Source organism: Chryseobacterium taiwanense (assembly GCF_000813825.1).
Taxonomy (GTDB): domain Bacteria; phylum Bacteroidota; class Bacteroidia; order Flavobacteriales; family Weeksellaceae; genus Chryseobacterium; species Chryseobacterium taiwanense.
In genome coordinates this window covers 15,686-32,486 of the sequence record NZ_JWTA01000015.1, presented here as the reverse complement: position 1 = coordinate 32,486, position 16,801 = coordinate 15,686, and the positions used below count along the sequence as shown (strand labels likewise).

The window sequence follows — 16,801 nt, the reverse complement described above, 5'->3', positions numbered from 1 at the left end:
AATTTTATGATGTTTGGATTTAAAAATCTGCTTAATCTGCAAAATCCGCGAGAATAAAAATAATTATCTTTAAAAAAATTAAAAACAATGAGCTCAACATCACAATTAGCAAAAAGATTCCGCGAAGTCATACTGGATGGTTTGTGGATTGCCAATACCAATTTCAAGGATCAGTTGAAAGATGTATCATGGGAACAGGCAACAACAAAAGTCGGCTCTTTGAATACGATTGCGATGCTTGTTTTTCATCTCGATTATTATATTGCAGGATTGATTCATGTTTTTGAAGGTGGCGGCTTAGAGATTAGAGATCAATATAGTTTCGATCTTCCGCCAATTAAATCTCAACAGCAATGGGAAGAACTTTTACATAAGCTTTGGAATGATGCTGAAAAGTTTGCTAGTTTATTGGAACAAATGCCCGATTCTAAAATGAATGAAATTTTTGTCGATGAAAAATACGGTACCTATTTAAGAAATATTGACGGGATGATTGAACATGCGTATTATCATTTGGGACAGATTACTTTGATTAAAAAGTTATTGAATAATTAATCGCTCACAGATCAAGCAAATTGAGCGAATTTTTGAGCAAAAAAAATCTGTATAATCTGTAAAATTTGCGAGATAAAATTTAACAAACAAGATAAAATCAATCTAAAACTATAGAAGAAGAGCAAAATCGTTCTAATACCTCCATATTTGAGGTTCTTACTTAAAATACATACCTTTAGAAAAAATAAAAAATTTTAAATGAAAAAATCGGTTGCAATCCTATTTGCGTTTATAATTTCACAATTTCATGCTCAACAGGGAGCTTATTATCAGCAGAGTGCGAAGTACAAGATGGATATTGATGTAAACGCTGAAAAATTTACGTATCAGGGAAATCAGACTTTAGAATACACCAATAATTCTCCGGACGAGCTTAATGTCGTTTATTTCCATTTGTATTGGAATGCTTTTAAACCGAATTCAATGATGGATCAGAGAGTTGCCGGACAAGGAAAAAACGGGGATTCAAGATTGCAGAAAGACGGAATTTCAAGACTGGCTTCTATTCCGAAAGATCAGGAAGGTGCACAAAATATTCACTGGATCAAACAAAACGGGAAGACGTTGAAGTTTGAAGTTCAGGAGACGATCATGAAAGTATATCTGGCAGAACCGATTAAGCCAAATTCAACTACGACTTTCACTTTGGATTGGGACGCGGTAATTCCTCAGCAAATCAGAAGAAGCGGAAGAAACAACAGGGAAGGAGTTGATATGACAATGACGCAATGGTATCCGAAAATCGCAGAATATGATTACGATGGTTGGGCGACATTCGATTATATCGGAAGAGAGTTTCATGCACCATTTTCAGATTTTGATGTGACGATTAAAATCAACAAAGATTATGTAGTGGGAGCAGGAGGAATTCTTGAGAATCCTACGGAAGTGAAAGGCTATGATACCAATGCAAAGATCAAAGCTGATAAAAATAAAGCAACATGGAGATGGACGGCAAAAAATATGTTGGATTTCGCATGGAGTGCTGATAGAGACTATATCGTAAAAAGTTTTGATGTTCCGCAAGGTCCAAAAGTATTTTTGGTGTATCAGAATAATGATAAGACAAAAGTTTGGGAACAGGCTCAACCTTACGTTACCAAATATTTCCAGTTGATGAATTCTCACTTTGGGAAATATATGTATCCAACTTATGCTTTCATTCAAGGAGGTGACGGTGGAATGGAGTACGGAATGTGTACAATGATTTTAGGTGAAGCGAAAGATATTCAAGGATTGATGGGATTGATGGCGCACGAAGGGGCTCACTCATGGTATCAGCAAATGTTGGCAACGAATGAATCGATGCGTCCGTGGATGGATGAAGGGTTTACAAGCTATGCAGAAAACTATGTGATGTATCAGTTGTTTCCGGAAGATCTACCCAATCCTTTTGCGCATTCTTTAGATGCGTATAGAAATTTCATTAAAAAAGGAATCGAAGAACCTGCAGTTTGGTTAGGAGATCATCATGATAACGGAACAGCTTATACTTATGCTTCTTACGTAAAAGGTGAGTTGTATTTGGTGCAGTTGGGCTACATTATGGGCGAACAGAATTTAGCAGAAACATTGAAGCAATATTATGATCAGTGGAGTATGAAACATCCTTCTGACAGAGATTTCTTACACATTGCTCAGAAAGTTTCGGGAATGGATTTAAAATGGTTCCAGAATTATTGGATCAATACTACAAAAACGATCGATTACGGAATTAAAGATGTAAAATACGAGGCAAAATCTACCACGATCACTTTGGTAAATAATGGACAGGTTCCAATGCCAATTGATTTCAGTGTCATGACAACAGATAAAAAGATAGTAAATTATCAGATTCCAATGAACATGACGCATACGTGGAAAGAAAAGGATGCTTACGGAGAGTTTAAAACAATGCCGTATTGGCCTTGGACACAGAAAGAATATTCTATTACGATTCCTTACACAAAATCTCAATTGTCTGCATTAGGAATTGATTTTAGCCAAAGAATGGCAGATGTGAATATGGAAAATAATTTTGTTGAGGTAAAATAAAAATCATATTTATAAAAACAAAAAGTCTCTGAAAATATACTTTCAGAGACTTTTTTTATGAGTTGATCTATTTGATTTCAAATTGCTGTACCATCCAATGTTTTGAATGATTCTTAATCAGGTCGTTCTTTATGGCATTATCATGTGTATTCATGTAGCTGTATACTTTAAGCGGAATTGAATCCGGATATTCTTTTAATCCTTGAGCAACCGTATTTTGTGAATCTTCTTTTCTTTTGCCGCTTTCTAATGCTTCAGCTTTGTAAATGTAAATAATTGCAGGAATCTTTCCGAAAACATCTTTTGTTTCACTTTCTAAGAGATTCATGGTTTCAATCTGAAAGTTTGAATCGGGTTCTTTTCCTACAGCCGCCGTTTGGCTGATGTGCTGCTGATACATTAGAAAAAGCATAAGAATATGAAGATTCTTGGCATTAGGATCTGAAAGTAGCTTTTCAATTTGCTGAATATCTTCGGGAGTCATGATTTCCTCATCTGCCTGGAGATTTTTTTCATAAAATTCGGTTAGGAGATTGTAAACCGTTTTGTCGGATTTATCAATGTTGGACTGCTGTTTTAATTTCTGGAAAATATCCTGAACAGATTCTTTGTTTTGTGCAAAAAGACTAAGATTAATAAACAGAAAAAATATAAGAACAAGCTTTTTCATAGATGATCAGATAAGAGGTTGAGCAATTGCGAGTTTAAAGATAGCCAATTGTTTCAAAAGCTAAAAATTTTGAGTCGTTTTAGAAATTGTAAAAGGTATTTTTCGTAAAAATGATTAATTTTAGCCCCTGAAAATTATATGGATTTTTGACGTTAATTTTTAACAATTCAAAAGTCTGATTGAAAAACAAATCAATGAATTCGATTGTCATAAATATAGGAAACAGCAATATTAGATTTGGTCTTTTTAATGATGATAACTGTGATATTTCATGGGTAATCAACACAAAGCCCTACAGAACGGCAGATGAATTGTATGTTCAAATGCTCATGCTGTATCAAACGTATAAAATTGAACCTCAGGAAATCGAGAAAGTAATTATTGGCTCAGTAGTACCTCAGCTTACCAAAGTGATGAGTTCTGCCATCAAGAAAATCCATGATATTACTCCTGTGATTGTTGATAGAACGACTCCTTCTGAAGTTCAGGCAAAATCGAAACAAATGGGAACGGATATTTATGCCAATCTTGTGGCTGCTCATAATTTGTATCCCGGGAGAAAAAAAATAATTTTAGATTTCGGGACAGCGCTTACCGCAAGCTGTGTTGCCGAAGATGGAGAAACAATGGGTGTTATTATCGCTCCGGGAATTGTAACTTCTTTGAACTCATTGATTAGTCAAACTGCTCAGCTTCCTGAAATTGAATTAAAAAAACCAAAATCTGTTTTGGGATTAGATACCGTTACCTGTATGCAAAGCGGAATGGTATACGGATTTTTAGGAATGGTGGAAGGCTTTATAGACCGAATTAATGATGAGGTTAATGATGACTGTTTTGTTGTAGCAACAGGAGGAGTTTCTCATGTTTATAAACCTCTGACGAATAAAATTCATATTGCGGACAGACTGCATACCCTGAAAGGACTTTATTTCCTAGGAAAAGATAAATAATAAGAGAGCAGCTTACAAAAGCTGCTCTCTTTATTTTATAAACCACCTGTACAAGAATCACAAGTTTTTAAAGGATAAACCCATGTCCCGTTTTCATCTTGGAAAGGTTCGATTTTACATCCTAATTTTCTTACTCCGTTTTCGTCGATGTAGAAACATTGATTAACTCCAATTCCGCCATTGATTTTGGCAGTTTCTTTTCTTGATAATTTTCTCATAATAATTATTTTAATTTGAATTCAATCAAATGTAATAAATAATTCAATACTAAGTGATAAAATTGGAATTATTTTTCAAGAAATAAATCTATTATAGATAGAAAATGAAGGAGTTATCTTTTAGATTTAAAGAATTCTTTTACAATCGTAGAGCATTCGTTTTCCATGATTCCGGTTAAAATTTCCGTTTTTGGATGAAGAGACAGGTGTTTATTGATGAATCCTCTTTGTTCATCTCTGGCTCCGATCACCACTTTTGAAATCTGTGACCATGAAAGAGCTCCTGAACACATCACACAGGGTTCTAGAGTTACATAAAGCGTACAGTCTTTTAAATATTTTCCGCCTAAAAAATTAGCAGCAGAAGTAATAGCCTGCATTTCTGCATGAGCGGTAACATCATTCAATGTTTCGGTAAGATTGTGTGCTCTTGCAATGACTCTGTTATTAGAAACAATGACACATCCAATGGGAACCTCATCTTTTTCTAACGCAATTTCGGCTTCCTGCAAAGCCATTTTCATATAATATTCGTCGGTAAACATTTATTCAATATTCATAGTTAACGGAAGCTTGAAACTGAATCTCACTGATTCTCCATTGATGGTTGCCGGAGAGAATTTTTCAGGAATAGAGTAGAGGGCAATTTCAGCCTGCCTGTTGAATGTGAAATTATCTCCCTGCGCATTTACATTGCTAATGCTTCCGTCTTTTTCGACAATGAAATCAACATTAGCTTTAATGGTTTTGATCTCAGAATATACACCGGGGGTATAAAAAATCTGAGCAACTTCCTGTCTTAGGGCGTTGATCCCTCCTGGATAATCTGCGTTTTTGGTAATCGCTAGATTTTCTTTTGACTGGGTATTGGATAATTCTATTTTATCACCTTTCTGATTGATCCTTTTCAGATCTTCCAGATTTTTAACTCTTAATAAAGCTCCGATCATGGCAACATTTTCAATGCTGTCCATCTTTTTCATGAACAGGAGATAATCCTGTTTGATGGCAGCTTTGGTAAAAGTATTGGCTTCTGCCTCAAATTTCTTTTTAAACTCAGTATTGAGCATGCTTCGATGCTGGTTGTAAAAGTTTTTTACATTTTTGAATTCCTCTGTCTGCTGGGAAAAACAAAAAGAAGAAATAAGGCAAAACAGACAAAAGAATATAGGTTTCAAATTGAAATATTTATGTAAATGTAATCAAAAATAACCAAAATTCTCCATTCTTTTTTATTCGTTAAGATAGCTGTTTAAAGACTGTTGTAGATGATTACGGATGTCATCAACTAAAGTTTTAGGTTCTAAAACGCGTACTTCTTTTCCATAGGAAAGAATTTCCTGCATAAAGTCATAAGTAGGGTGGAGGAAAAACTCAAAATAAATTTCTTCGGGAGTTTCTTTCAGTTCTTTCTGAGACTGATGTAGCGGAAAGCTTTTTATATATTCTCCCTGATGTCTGCTGCATTTCAGGACGATTTTTTCCGGATTCTGCTCTGAAAGATTCATCACACCGAAAGCATTTTTAAAATGTTCTCTGAAATTGTATTTGTATTTTTCGCGGTATTGTTTGTCATTCACATCCAAATAATTGATTCGATCCAATCCAAAAGACTTCAGCATTTTATCTTTGGTGTCAATAGCAATCAGGTACCATCTGTCTTTGGATTCTTTTAAAGCCAAGGGATGAACTTTTCGGGAAGTCATCAGTTTGTTTTTGTAGTTGTAATGCTCAAAAGAAACGATTCTTTTGTTTCGGATGGCGAAAAACAGATCATAGAAATTTTCAACACCGGTTGGTTTTCTGCTTTCAAAAAAGATAAAATCAGCAAAATCCGGGTGTGTATTCATGGCGTTGCTTACCTGAAAAGACTCTAGCAATTTCTGGTTGTATTCATCCACTTCCATGATCGGGCGACTTTCGATATAATACCGATTATCCCCTTTCTTTTTATTGTGAATGGAAAGATTAAAAAGATCAGAAATCTCCCGAATGTCCCTCTGTAACGTACGTATAGAGTAGCTCTTGATATCTGCGTCTTGAAATTCGAAAGAGTTGAGTAGATAGTCCTCCAGCTGCGAATAGGTAGCCGGAGAACTTTCTAATCTTTTTATAATTAAGGCATATCTTGTCAGGTAAAAATCTTTTTTCATTCGGATATATGTATGTTGCAGCTTTGCTGCGTTTTATTTTGTCGAATGGAACGCAAGCGTTTCATGGATGAATTTTATAAGACAAATATATGGGCTTAATGCGACAAAAGGTGTCGTGTTTTATTTTTTTGTGGAGAGTGTTTGGGTAACTAAGTTTCCTTTATAAAAAATACCATACTGACTATAAATTGTATCTTTACTTTTACTAAACTTTATATTTTCTTTTTTGTCTAGGATATTAAAGTAGCTTCCAGTAGGGTTTTGTGGAATAAAATAGATAAATTCACTATCTTCAAAATAATAACTATTAATTTTTCTAAAAGATTCAACATTAATAATTTCTTGTAAATTTACCTCTTTATTTAAAGAGTATATATTGACTCTATTATAGAATACGTAATAGTCATTTGCTTTTAAGCTTTTTTCTAATTTAGGATGACGTTCAATAGCTTTTGTTCTAAAATAAATTTCATTTAGATCCTTGTCAATAAAGATTATGCTATCCTTATTAGTTTCACAATTTTGACATTCTTTTAAGCTTTTCTTACAAGAAATAATTATAAATAAAAGAGCTAGTAAAATTATTATCTTTGAATTTTCCATTTTTTGGTTTTCTCAAAGATAATTAATAAAAACCTCCGAAAAAATTTACGTTTTTCGGAGGTTAAATATTATTTGATCTTATATAATCGTAAGACTTTGTACATTTAAAATAATTTACTGTTGGGTATTAGATATAACAATATCTTTTGATAAATAATGAAATTTTGTACTTGTACTTTTAATATAATTAGAATAATTTTTTAAACAAGAATCCTCTTTATCAATAAACACTGTGTCACTTTTTTTTAGCTGAGAATCAAAATTAGAAATACACTCTTTTTTAGCATTTAAAATTGAAAGAGTATAATATAAAGTTATGCTTTTATGCTCATTAGGTTGAAAGGTTAATTTTTCTTCAACCAAGATTTTTTTATTGAGATAGAAATTTGAATTAAGTCCCCCTTTAATATTATTATTCCAAACAGGTGATGTAAAGTCTGCAATAGCGGGAATTGTAATGACTTTGCTTGTCGTATTCTGAATTGAAAATTCTAAAGGAATATGTAATTCAATTACTTTTTCATTTTTTTTATTATCACCGACAATCATATAAGACACAAATGATTTTTGAGAAGACTTGCTAGGAGCAATTTTTATTTCTTCATTTGAGCATGAAGCCAGTATAAAAGCGTAAAAAGCAAAAGTAATATTTTTCATAATTGATTTAATCTTTCATTATTTAGTTCTTATCAAAGATAGTTAATGAAAAATCAGCAAAAACTTAATGTTTTGCTGATTTTAGAATTATTTGTTTTGATCATACAATATCTAGATATTTTGCGCAGCAAGATAAAGAATAAATTTAAGCATATCTTCCAGCTTCATATTCTTGGATGTAATATTCGATAGTGTTCCCTGAACCAAATTCTATTATCTCTCCATCATTATTTTTGACCAAGAAAGGAACATTTCCAAGTAGTGTATTATACTTTTCATTTCCTGTATCATAAAATTTTTTGCTTACATAGAAAAAAATTATTCCATAAGTTTTTTTTATAGTGGCTTCTTTAAAAAGCGAGAGTCGAATGCCTGATTCTTTACCATATTTGTCAATATGATTTTGGGCAATAGTCGTAATCTGTTGCTCTGTTAACATAGTTTGATTGTTTAACTCTTTCTAAATAGATATTAGTCGGATGGTATACTTTTCATTTATTCTTTTGACTTTTTTCAAAAATAGTTAATAAAAATCCGCAAAAATTATTGTTTCGTGGATATTAGATTTATTGTTTTACTTAAGATATATCTAGTCATGTGAAATTTTTTTTCAATCGGATATTTATGCTGCAGCTTTGTTTCGTTTTATTTTGTCGAATGGAACGCAGGCGTTTCATGCTAAAAGTTTCTATGACAAATATATGGGCTTAATGCGAAAAAAGGTGTCATGTTTTTATTTTTTTCAATTTTCTTATGTACTTATAGGATTATTTTTGTACGATTTTTTAGTTACGTAATAAATGTGAAAAGAAAATAAATTTTGACACTAATATTGCATTTTTTTTAACTCATAAAACCTTTCCATTCTTTCATAACATCTATAAGTTCTTGAAGAGGCATGTCAAAAGATTCTTCATCATTTTTAGAGAAAAAATATGCGGTATTTTCTTGGATATCTAGTTCACCACTTCCATATCCTATATCCAACGTGTCGTCAGAATAGGGTTCAATAGCTTCTTCCCATGTTTTACTATTATCATTAACGGACTCTAATAAATCTATGATTTGTTGAATATTTTTAGGAAAGCGGTATTTTCCAATAAATAAACTCAGTAAAATAAATTTAGGATCATTTGGATGTACGGTTCTGAAACCATCATCAATCTTTTTAAATTCTATTTTTTTCATTTTAATTAATTACAATATAGGCGGTTAAAACTTCTCTTGTTTCTAAATCTATTCTCATTTCTATTTTTACTCCATTTTTTGTTTTACCAATAACTCGATTACCTTGCTTTTCTATAATATTCCCACTTGCTTCTTGTACTATACTTCTTATTTTCTCTAAATTCCAATTCGAAGGAAAGAATGTATGCATGTCATCTTTTAGTTTCCAAATTCTTTTCTCTTCTATCCAATATTTGATAGTAGCTATGCGAATAGTCTCTCCGGATGGTATTACGTGAGTTCCGCTTTCCACAATTCTAACAAATTGATTATTTATCTTACTAATAATATGAGAACCTCCCGACCCTTTTATTCTTGCTTGATAAGGTGGTTTAATAGTACTTTGTGATCGACCTTTTCCTAAAATATATCTATATTCTTCTATTATATAATCCGGATTGGGTCTAAATTTTCCTTTAATTTTAATCTTCTTAGGAAGTTTACCATTTACAATTTCTATTGTAACATGACCTATCTCAATATGTTCGTCGAACTTGCGTCCCAAAATAAAAACAGTTTCCAATAAGTTATCTAAGTATTGATCTAATGTTTGTTTGTTTTTTTTTGCCTCTTTTTCCATTCTTACAAAGTAATTATCAATCTGTTCGGCAGGAATATTTTCAGCAATTTTTACATTATTTCTTAGAATATGGCATACTTTTTCACCATTTTTTATTTCAGTTTCTAATTTAAGACATTTCTTAATATTTCCCATGTACTTTCTTTTTAAAATATTGGACACATACTAAATACACCGTTTTCCAACTTTGTAGGTTGTAATCCGATCTTCTCCAAATATTCTCGTACTTTTGGACTGAAAAATTCATCATAAATTTCTTTTACAAAATTTTTCACTTTTCCACCAAGATTAAAAATATCATCAATCCATTTCGATAATTGCTCAAATAAAGCTTTGCTTCCTTCTTTTAGCTTTTTAATAATAAATCGGATAAATTCGATACCCATAGAAAATGCGTCACCGGCGGTCTTTATAATACTTGCTACAGATTTACCAAGATTTTGTAAAGGATTTTTCATAAAAGATGCTACACCTTCAAAAAGTTTTACAACATCTGCGACACCGCCGGTAAGTAATGTTTCCAGAACAATGTCTATGATCATCCCGATAATATATCCTAAATAATAAAAAACCTGTTCTAAGGTGACCTCTACGGAACTTGTTGTCAGCCATTGATAAAGTTTATATGCTGCTTGTGTCTGGAAAGCAATGCTATTAATAAGAAAATCAGCAATATCAAAATTTCTTATACTTTCAACTATACCTTCTATGATTTCAAGGAAGTATTCAATAAAAAGCATCATATCATTAGAAGCTTCTTCTTTTACTTTATCCCATTCAGCTTTTGCTTTGAAGAAGAAGCCAATAAGGGAAAAAATACCAGCAATAACATCAATTAAACTGTTATATATACCACATACTAATGCATTGGCTGTAGTGAAATTTTTATAAATGACAGCTTGAAGAGAAGGTAATGAACTTTTTAAAGATTTTTTTACATTGACTATTTTATTAAAAAAAACATTAATTTCTATATTTAAGATGTTGTAAATAGATTTTGGGAGATATGATTCCATACCAGTGATTATGGATTTGAAATTTTTTCGAGTACCTTCTACTAACTCAAATAGATTATCAAAAATACTTGATACTACTTTTTGGCTATTTAGTACATTTTCATTTGGGGTACCATTTTGATGCTCATAAAAAGGCTTTATTTTTTCCCAAACACTTTGAGGAATTAGTTTTGGATTATATTCCCCTTCTTCTGTTTTAGGATTCCACCCAGACTCATTTATTTTCAAGCTTTCAATACTTTTTGCTATCCCTGTAAAATAATTTGCTCCTTTCTCAAATATCTCATTTGTGAAAAAATCAAATACATCTGAAATAGGGGATTTTATAATTTTCATCAGCCAGTTTAAAAAGCTTTTTTTATTTGCTAAAACTTTTTTTTCGAGAAGATTTCTCATCTCTTTTGGTGAAATTGTGATTTCGTGTTCTCTTACAAAGTTTAATGCTTCGGCAAAAGGGATTTTTTTAGGATCATTTAAATCTTTTGAGACTTTCATTCTCGTTATTGTATACAAATTGTACTCATCATCTATTTCCATAAATAGTACAATGGTTTTATCTGTAGGTTCTTGAATTTGTCGGAATCTCTCTAATAAAAAAACTCCGTCTTTGCTTGCAAAAAGTTTAACAGTAATATCTCCGAAGATCCCTTTATAATATTTATACACTAGTACTTCTTCAATTTGTTGCTCTTTAATAGGATCTGTTTCGTCGGTATAAACTTCATATCCTTCAGATTTGATTAATGGTTTTCCTCCAAAAAATTGATCAGCCATTTGTTGTGTTGTAAGTTTTTCATTCTTATTTGAATTTTCTAAACCGAATGCCTCCCAATTGTTTTTTGAATACTCTTTAAAAGATGGTTTGCTACTTATTTCTAAACTCATTTTGTGATTTTTGTGTTAGTAAAGGCAGAGTTTTTAGGCTCTGCCAGTTTTGGTTAATTAAATGAGAGAGTTTTTTAATTATATACTCTAATTTCTATCATTCCTAAAGGCATCTCTATGTTATTAGCTGTAAATGAAAAGCTAATTTCAGTATCAGAAGGGAAGTTATAAGCTGGAGTAACTGCCGCGAAATATGGAGGTGTTAAAGACATATTCATCATAACAATGGTTTTGCCATCTACGAATTGCCCTCCTGTCAAAACACCTTTATAAGCTCCGGTTCCTGTTTTGCTCCAGGTAATAGTGCCTAAATTGTTATCCAGAACAGTTGCAATTAAATTAAAAGAAGAATCAATCTGTAATCTTGCTACATAAGTTTTATAATTCTTTGTTTCCGTAGAGGTGTGAATTTTTAAATCACCGTTGGCGTCAATTGCATAATCTGTGTAAGTAGTAGAGCCCGGTGTTGCTACCTGATAAATGACATCTACTTCTCTTTCTCCTTCCGGAGGTAATGCATTTACTCTTATAATTTTTCCAATATTGGACATTGTTTTTTATTTTTTTAGTTAATATTTGATTGAAAACAAAATCTCCTATAATGCTCTTACTATTACATTTTGGAATAGCTGATTAGGGAGATTTTGCATAAGTGGTTTATTAGCAATTTTTTTTTAAAAAATTCAGGACAGTATTTATATTATCGAAACGTTTGAATTTTCAGATATTTTCAAGAGTTTTCCATCACCCCATGACATGTATACGATTGTTTTACCTGATGGAATGATATCTACAAGGCCATAACCTTCTACATCTAACCTTAAATCAGCACCTGAACCTGATATGTTGGAGAACTGGTAATATTGATTATCCCTTAATTGAATGATATTGACAGATCCATTTGAACTACCATCAAAAACGATGTTATATTTTTTAATGCGGATGTCGTCAATATAGAAAGGATTACTATCTATTAGTTTGTATACTTCTAATACATTAAAGCCATCGTTGTCGCTTATAACGGTTGATAAACTTGCTGTTAATTGTTCCAGGTTTACCGCATGGTCTCCGTTGGTAGCTGCCGGAATAGCTGGGCTGGAAGTAAATGCTTTATTACCATTGATTGTTTCATCCCCTTCTGTATTCACAAATCTTTCATCTGCAACAGCCTGATTAAAATAATTTTGCTGTAAAAGATCTGTTACGTAAGATTCTGTAGCATAATTGATATTACTGCCGGATAAAACTCTACCTTTCGCATCAACATTTACAGTATTGTAAGTGCCTGCAGAAACTCCTGAATTTGCTAATGTCATGGCAAAACCTACATTTCCTGAGCCGTCAACAGAAGCAGAGCCGGTTACATCACCTGTATACGATAACGTTCTAGGGGTTGTCCATTTTGTTGCAGAGGAAACATTTTTCGTAGCATCTGAAGTATTATCTACATTTGATAAACCAATATCTGATTTAGCTAAATTTACAATTCCTGTCTGCCCATTTACAGATTGAACAGCTCCAGAAGAAATAAGAGTGTAAGAAGAACCTCCCCAACGATATGTTAAATTAGTATCTTTTGCAATGTAAATTTTACCAGTTTCTCCCGTTGCTGGAAATAATGGAAGATTATCAAATTCTAAAACATCATCTACATAACTTGGTAAATAAGCTGAAGAAATTTTTACATCTGAACCTAATGGTGCAAAACCGTTTGCAACACCTCTTTGCACTTCTGTGATAACTGAAGAACCATTTACATTTAAAGTTCCAGTTATTGCTAAACCAGAATCATTTAATATAGCTTGTTGATTTCCTTTAACATACCATCTATGATTATCATCAGCTAAATAATAAACATCAGGAATTGAATGATTACCAAAATATAATTGATTATTTTGATTTGCATTTATTACCTGATCTCCTGTTAATACAGATGAAGACAGGATTCTTCCCTGAAACTCAGTAGCTAAAATAGAACCTGTAGTACTTAAATTCTGAGAACCAATGTTTACAGGCTGATTTGCCCCTGTATATGAGACATACCCTGTCAATTGTGATTGACTAACTTTAGCATTCCAGTCACTAGCTGCTCCATATGCAGAAGTTAATATGTTACCATCAGGAGTAAATAAAAATTTCTCATCATATGTTGAACCATTGTTTGTTGATAAATGAACAGCAAGACCTAAAGTCTCAGTGCTACCACCTCTTTTATTACCTATTAACCATCTTGTATCATAGTGTCTATATTCATGACCTGATACTAGACCTACATTACCTGTTGTTTGTCTATATGCATAAATGTGATTTAAATCTACTCCTTCAAAAGAAACATCTGATGAACTTGCAAAACTCTTATCACCTAAAATATTTTGTGGTGCACCATCAATTGTTACATAGCTATTATTAAGATTGCTAAATCTATAATTAACCCATCCTTGAGTTGCCATAGCAATATATGATTGATTTGTTCCATCATCAAAATAAAAATAAGGATATTGTGAGCCATCTACTGAAGGTAATTGTCCTGAACTAAATCCTATACCTGTTGCATTTTCCAACGCATTTGCTTTCCCACTTACTTCTGAATATAATGCTGTTCTATTCCAGCCAGTATCTCCTGTACCATTTGACCAACCTCTTGTATATAATCTTCCATCAAGAACATTTACTGCCATTTGAGTAAACTCGGCTCCACCTTTTCTATGCGTCCAAACTGAACCATAACCAAATCCATCAGGCGGTCTGTTTAAAGTAGTATCAAAAATATCCTGAATAGATGTATAGGTTATATTATTTAAATCAGCAGTAGCTACTGCATCTGTTCTACCTAGACCATAATCCCTATAATCAGGTAAAATACCTGAGTGCCATACGTTATTATCTTTATAAGTAAATCTATCACTAGCTACAGCTAAATTAGTAGATAGAAGCCAAGGAGATGTACCCCAACCAATATAATTAAACCTAAAATCCCCATCCTCAGTATATACACCAATACCTGCAATTCTGTCTCCTGAACCATCTTTATTTCTCCAAATAGCTCCTGTTGCATTACCTCCTGTAATACTTTGTTTATGTTCAATATCTCCATTGGTGTAAATAATACCACCGCCTGATAAATACATATTTGGATTTACATTTATTGCATCAGAATAAATCCCTAAAGCAGTAGACCCATTAGCCTGTAATAAAACACCTAGACTTGCATTAGCATTAATTTTTAATGGTGAACCATAATTTTCTATGTTATCATATATAAGTCTGTCAGTAGCATTTTGGGCAGAAATAGTTAAAGCATTTATATTATTATTAAAAGTAGTTATTGTATCACCAACAATTATTTTCTGTAATGAATTTCTATATACTACTACATTTTTATCATTTAAAGTACCTATATCAAAATTAGTATCCCCTGAACCAATAATACCTACAGAATTTGATACTGAATCTCCATCTTTTATCCATTTTGTAGCACTGGTCATAGTTTTTTCACCTCCTACATTTTGAGCTGTAGTTCTATCTACATAATTATTCAAATCTGCATCAAGAACAAAATCAGAAATTAATTTGTCCCCTCCTCCTCCAAGTAAAACTCTAGTGTCATCTGAGCCTCCTTTTATGAATTTAGCAGCATTAACATCAGTAAGTAAAGTACCACTATAATCCATAAAATTAAAGCCATTGCCTCTAACACTCATTGTTAATGCATATGCTCCTGGTTGATGAAAACTTATTGTTGGGTAAAACGTACTACCATTACCGTCAATTTCTAATCCCGCACCTAAGTAATCATTTCCTGTTATTGATTGAATACTAAATATTTTACGTGAGTTTATTGATTGTCCTACGGTATCAGTATCTACATAAGCTGACCTAGGTACGTGAGCACCTCCACCAAGCAAGAAATAATTGTCATTTGAACCGTTTTTAACAAAACCGTTTGCTACTATTGGAACATACCCTGATGAGTTTGTATTAAAAAATAGAAAACCTGCACCATTATATGTAATTTGAGCATTATCTACACCGTCTTTAATAAATGACATACCTGGATTTGAACCGTCACTAGACCTTACCCATAATCTGTTATTTGCTATATCACCCCCTAAGTATGAGAAGAAAGTTTTATACCCTGTAATATCTTGTCCTGATGTTCTATCGACAAAATCAGAAACTTGTTTATGACCACCACCTCCTAGTAATACAAGAGAATCATTAGAGAATTCTTTAATGAAACCACCTGCCTTGATTTGAAAGTAACCTGAGTTATCACCATTATTGAAGTGGAATCCTCCTCCATCAAATCTTATTTGACTAATATCAACCCCGTCCTTATAAAATGTTAATCCTGCATCATATCCATTTATACCAAAAATTCTGGCTGAATTATTATTCCACACATTGCCTCCATCAGTTATAAAAGATTTTTTTCCTGTTACTGGTTGGTCAGTATTCAGCGTCATGTAGTTGGTAAGATCAACCGTTTCTGATAATTTATCCCATCCGGAAACTCCTGTATTATTTAAATTAATAACCCATACGTAATTTGCACCAGTATCAAGGAGATTCCAGACATCACCTTCTGTATTTCCAGATGACGGCAATGAAGCAAAATTGGATACTGAACCTTTAGGACGATATACTGCAGATAATTTAGCATCTACTTCCGTTTTATCGTAAAATAAATTGTCTGTTTGTGCTGATGTATAATAGCCAGCCAATGTATTATTTAAAGTAGTTTGTGAAGTAAAATTATCGGTTACGTATTTTTTTTGGACATAATGTTTATCACTTGTTGGTAATACGTAATCATCACCCTGTAATCCTGATACATCTATAATTGCTGAAAATTGGTCATCTGGTGTTGTTGCTGATATTTCTATACCGGTATCATGATGTACATGAATAGAAGAAGAGTTATTTTCTGGATTGCTAATTGATTCGACAAGTATACTATCGTCTTCTTGAATAGTTATAACAGCTTCAGAGACATCAGGAGTATTTGATATAAATCCTACGCTTCCTTCTTCACTTGGGTCTACTTCTATATTTTTAGTTAAAGGCTGTCCTTCTTCTGTTCCTGTTAATGGGATGTAAGATGGCGTTTTCAGATCCCCATTAGCATCAATGGCATAGTCTTTATAAGTAGCTGCACCTGGTGCAGCTACTTGGTAAATGACATTGTTTTCTCTTTCATTCGGAGGAGGCAATGCATTTACTCTTATAATTTTTCCTATATCGGACATT

General features: G+C 32.5%; 16 protein-coding genes. 3 read left to right on the top strand and 13 right to left on the bottom strand.

Features of this window, described 5'->3' with window-relative positions; genetic code table 11:
- Nucleotides 1-87 precede the first annotated feature (87 nt).
- The gene (locus tag RM51_RS14740) at nucleotides 88-555 is read left to right on the top strand and encodes a hypothetical protein (protein ID WP_039371197.1); all 468 of its coding nucleotides are present in this window, start codon (nucleotides 88-90) and stop codon (nucleotides 553-555) included.
- A gap of 198 nt (nucleotides 556-753) precedes the next feature.
- Nucleotides 754-2,589 carry a M1 family metallopeptidase gene (locus tag RM51_RS14735; RefSeq protein ID WP_039371196.1) on the top strand — a complete coding sequence of 612 codons (1,836 nt, stop codon included), beginning with the start codon at nucleotides 754-756 and terminating at the stop codon, nucleotides 2,587-2,589.
- Between the two features lie 67 nt (nucleotides 2,590-2,656).
- Here the strand turns inward: RM51_RS14735 and RM51_RS14730 are convergent, their stop codons facing one another.
- Nucleotides 2,657-3,259, bottom strand: coding sequence for a hypothetical protein (locus RM51_RS14730; RefSeq protein WP_039371195.1), 603 nt, complete (start codon nucleotides 3,257-3,259; stop codon nucleotides 2,657-2,659).
- Nucleotides 3,260-3,453: 194 nt separating this feature from the next.
- Here RM51_RS14730 and RM51_RS14725 point away from each other — a divergent pair, with 194 nt between their 5' ends.
- Nucleotides 3,454-4,212 (top strand): type III pantothenate kinase, encoded by a 759-nt coding sequence (locus RM51_RS14725; protein ID WP_039371194.1) that lies wholly within the window; start codon nucleotides 3,454-3,456, stop codon nucleotides 4,210-4,212.
- A gap of 35 nt (nucleotides 4,213-4,247) precedes the next feature.
- Here the strand turns inward: RM51_RS14725 and RM51_RS14720 are convergent, their stop codons facing one another.
- The 12 genes from RM51_RS14720 to RM51_RS19180 form a co-directional block, all read right to left on the bottom strand.
- A complete protein-coding gene (locus RM51_RS14720; protein ID WP_039371193.1) occupies nucleotides 4,248-4,430 on the bottom strand; it encodes a hypothetical protein in 183 nt (60 codons plus the stop codon).
- 113 nt (nucleotides 4,431-4,543) lie between these two features.
- Entirely contained in the window at nucleotides 4,544-4,975 is a 432-nt protein-coding gene (locus tag RM51_RS14715; protein WP_039371192.1) for a nucleoside deaminase, read from the bottom strand.
- On the bottom strand, nucleotides 4,976-5,500 hold the full coding sequence (locus RM51_RS14710) for an energy transducer TonB (RefSeq protein WP_039371191.1): 525 nt from the start codon (nucleotides 5,498-5,500) through the stop codon (nucleotides 4,976-4,978).
- A gap of 162 nt (nucleotides 5,501-5,662) precedes the next feature.
- Nucleotides 5,663-6,583 carry a helix-turn-helix transcriptional regulator gene (locus RM51_RS14705; protein WP_039371189.1) on the bottom strand — a complete coding sequence of 307 codons (921 nt, stop codon included), beginning with the start codon at nucleotides 6,581-6,583 and terminating at the stop codon, nucleotides 5,663-5,665.
- A gap of 120 nt (nucleotides 6,584-6,703) precedes the next feature.
- On the bottom strand, nucleotides 6,704-7,186 hold the full coding sequence (locus RM51_RS14700; protein WP_039371187.1) for a hypothetical protein: 483 nt from the start codon (nucleotides 7,184-7,186) through the stop codon (nucleotides 6,704-6,706).
- Nucleotides 7,187-7,300: 114 nt separating this feature from the next.
- A complete protein-coding gene (locus RM51_RS14695) occupies nucleotides 7,301-7,843 on the bottom strand; it encodes a hypothetical protein (protein WP_039371185.1) in 543 nt (180 codons plus the stop codon).
- Nucleotides 7,844-7,988: 145 nt separating this feature from the next.
- Nucleotides 7,989-8,282 (bottom strand): hypothetical protein, encoded by a 294-nt coding sequence (locus RM51_RS14690; RefSeq protein ID WP_052248523.1) that lies wholly within the window; start codon nucleotides 8,280-8,282, stop codon nucleotides 7,989-7,991.
- A 404-nt stretch (nucleotides 8,283-8,686) separates the two neighbouring features.
- A complete protein-coding gene (locus RM51_RS14685; protein ID WP_039371182.1) occupies nucleotides 8,687-9,031 on the bottom strand; it encodes a hypothetical protein in 345 nt (114 codons plus the stop codon).
- 1 nt (nucleotide 9,032) lies between these two features.
- On the bottom strand, nucleotides 9,033-9,785 hold the full coding sequence (locus tag RM51_RS14680) for an EndoU domain-containing protein (RefSeq protein WP_039371179.1): 753 nt from the start codon (nucleotides 9,783-9,785) through the stop codon (nucleotides 9,033-9,035).
- An 11-nt stretch (nucleotides 9,786-9,796) separates the two neighbouring features.
- Nucleotides 9,797-11,551 (bottom strand): hypothetical protein, encoded by a 1,755-nt coding sequence (locus RM51_RS14675; protein ID WP_039371176.1) that lies wholly within the window; start codon nucleotides 11,549-11,551, stop codon nucleotides 9,797-9,799.
- A 74-nt stretch (nucleotides 11,552-11,625) separates the two neighbouring features.
- Nucleotides 11,626-12,102 carry a hypothetical protein gene (locus RM51_RS14670; protein ID WP_039371173.1) on the bottom strand — a complete coding sequence of 159 codons (477 nt, stop codon included), beginning with the start codon at nucleotides 12,100-12,102 and terminating at the stop codon, nucleotides 11,626-11,628.
- Nucleotides 12,103-12,246: 144 nt separating this feature from the next.
- A complete protein-coding gene (locus tag RM51_RS19180) occupies nucleotides 12,247-16,800 on the bottom strand; it encodes a hypothetical protein (RefSeq protein ID WP_052248522.1) in 4,554 nt (1,517 codons plus the stop codon).
- Nucleotide 16,801: the final 1 nt, after the last annotated feature.

Excerpts from the sequence above, each read along its gene's own strand:
- RM51_RS14705 (WP_039371189.1), bottom strand. The coding sequence starts at position 6,583 with ATGAAAAAAGATTTTTACCTGACAAGATATGCCTTAATTATAAAAAGA.
- RM51_RS14725 (WP_039371194.1), top strand. The coding sequence starts at position 3,454 with ATGAATTCGATTGTCATAAATATAGGAAACAGCAATATTAGATTTGGT.
- RM51_RS14695 (WP_039371185.1), bottom strand. The coding sequence starts at position 7,843 with ATGAAAAATATTACTTTTGCTTTTTACGCTTTTATACTGGCTTCATGC.
- RM51_RS14715 (WP_039371192.1), bottom strand. The coding sequence starts at position 4,975 with ATGTTTACCGACGAATATTATATGAAAATGGCTTTGCAGGAAGCCGAA.
- RM51_RS14675 (WP_039371176.1), bottom strand. The coding sequence starts at position 11,551 with ATGAGTTTAGAAATAAGTAGCAAACCATCTTTTAAAGAGTATTCAAAA.
- RM51_RS14710 (WP_039371191.1), bottom strand. The coding sequence starts at position 5,500 with ATGCTCAATACTGAGTTTAAAAAGAAATTTGAGGCAGAAGCCAATACT.
- RM51_RS14685 (WP_039371182.1), bottom strand. The coding sequence starts at position 9,031 with ATGAAAAAAATAGAATTTAAAAAGATTGATGATGGTTTCAGAACCGTA.
- RM51_RS14700 (WP_039371187.1), bottom strand. The coding sequence starts at position 7,186 with ATGGAAAATTCAAAGATAATAATTTTACTAGCTCTTTTATTTATAATT.
- RM51_RS14735 (WP_039371196.1), top strand. The coding sequence starts at position 754 with ATGAAAAAATCGGTTGCAATCCTATTTGCGTTTATAATTTCACAATTT.
- RM51_RS14730 (WP_039371195.1), bottom strand. The coding sequence starts at position 3,259 with ATGAAAAAGCTTGTTCTTATATTTTTTCTGTTTATTAATCTTAGTCTT.
- RM51_RS14740 (WP_039371197.1), top strand. The coding sequence starts at position 88 with ATGAGCTCAACATCACAATTAGCAAAAAGATTCCGCGAAGTCATACTG.
- RM51_RS19180 (WP_052248522.1), bottom strand. The coding sequence starts at position 16,800 with ATGTCCGATATAGGAAAAATTATAAGAGTAAATGCATTGCCTCCTCCG.
- RM51_RS14690 (WP_052248523.1), bottom strand. The coding sequence starts at position 8,282 with ATGTTAACAGAGCAACAGATTACGACTATTGCCCAAAATCATATTGAC.
- RM51_RS14680 (WP_039371179.1), bottom strand. The coding sequence starts at position 9,785 with ATGGGAAATATTAAGAAATGTCTTAAATTAGAAACTGAAATAAAAAAT.
- RM51_RS14670 (WP_039371173.1), bottom strand. The coding sequence starts at position 12,102 with ATGTCCAATATTGGAAAAATTATAAGAGTAAATGCATTACCTCCGGAA.
- RM51_RS14720 (WP_039371193.1), bottom strand. The coding sequence starts at position 4,430 with ATGAGAAAATTATCAAGAAAAGAAACTGCCAAAATCAATGGCGGAATT.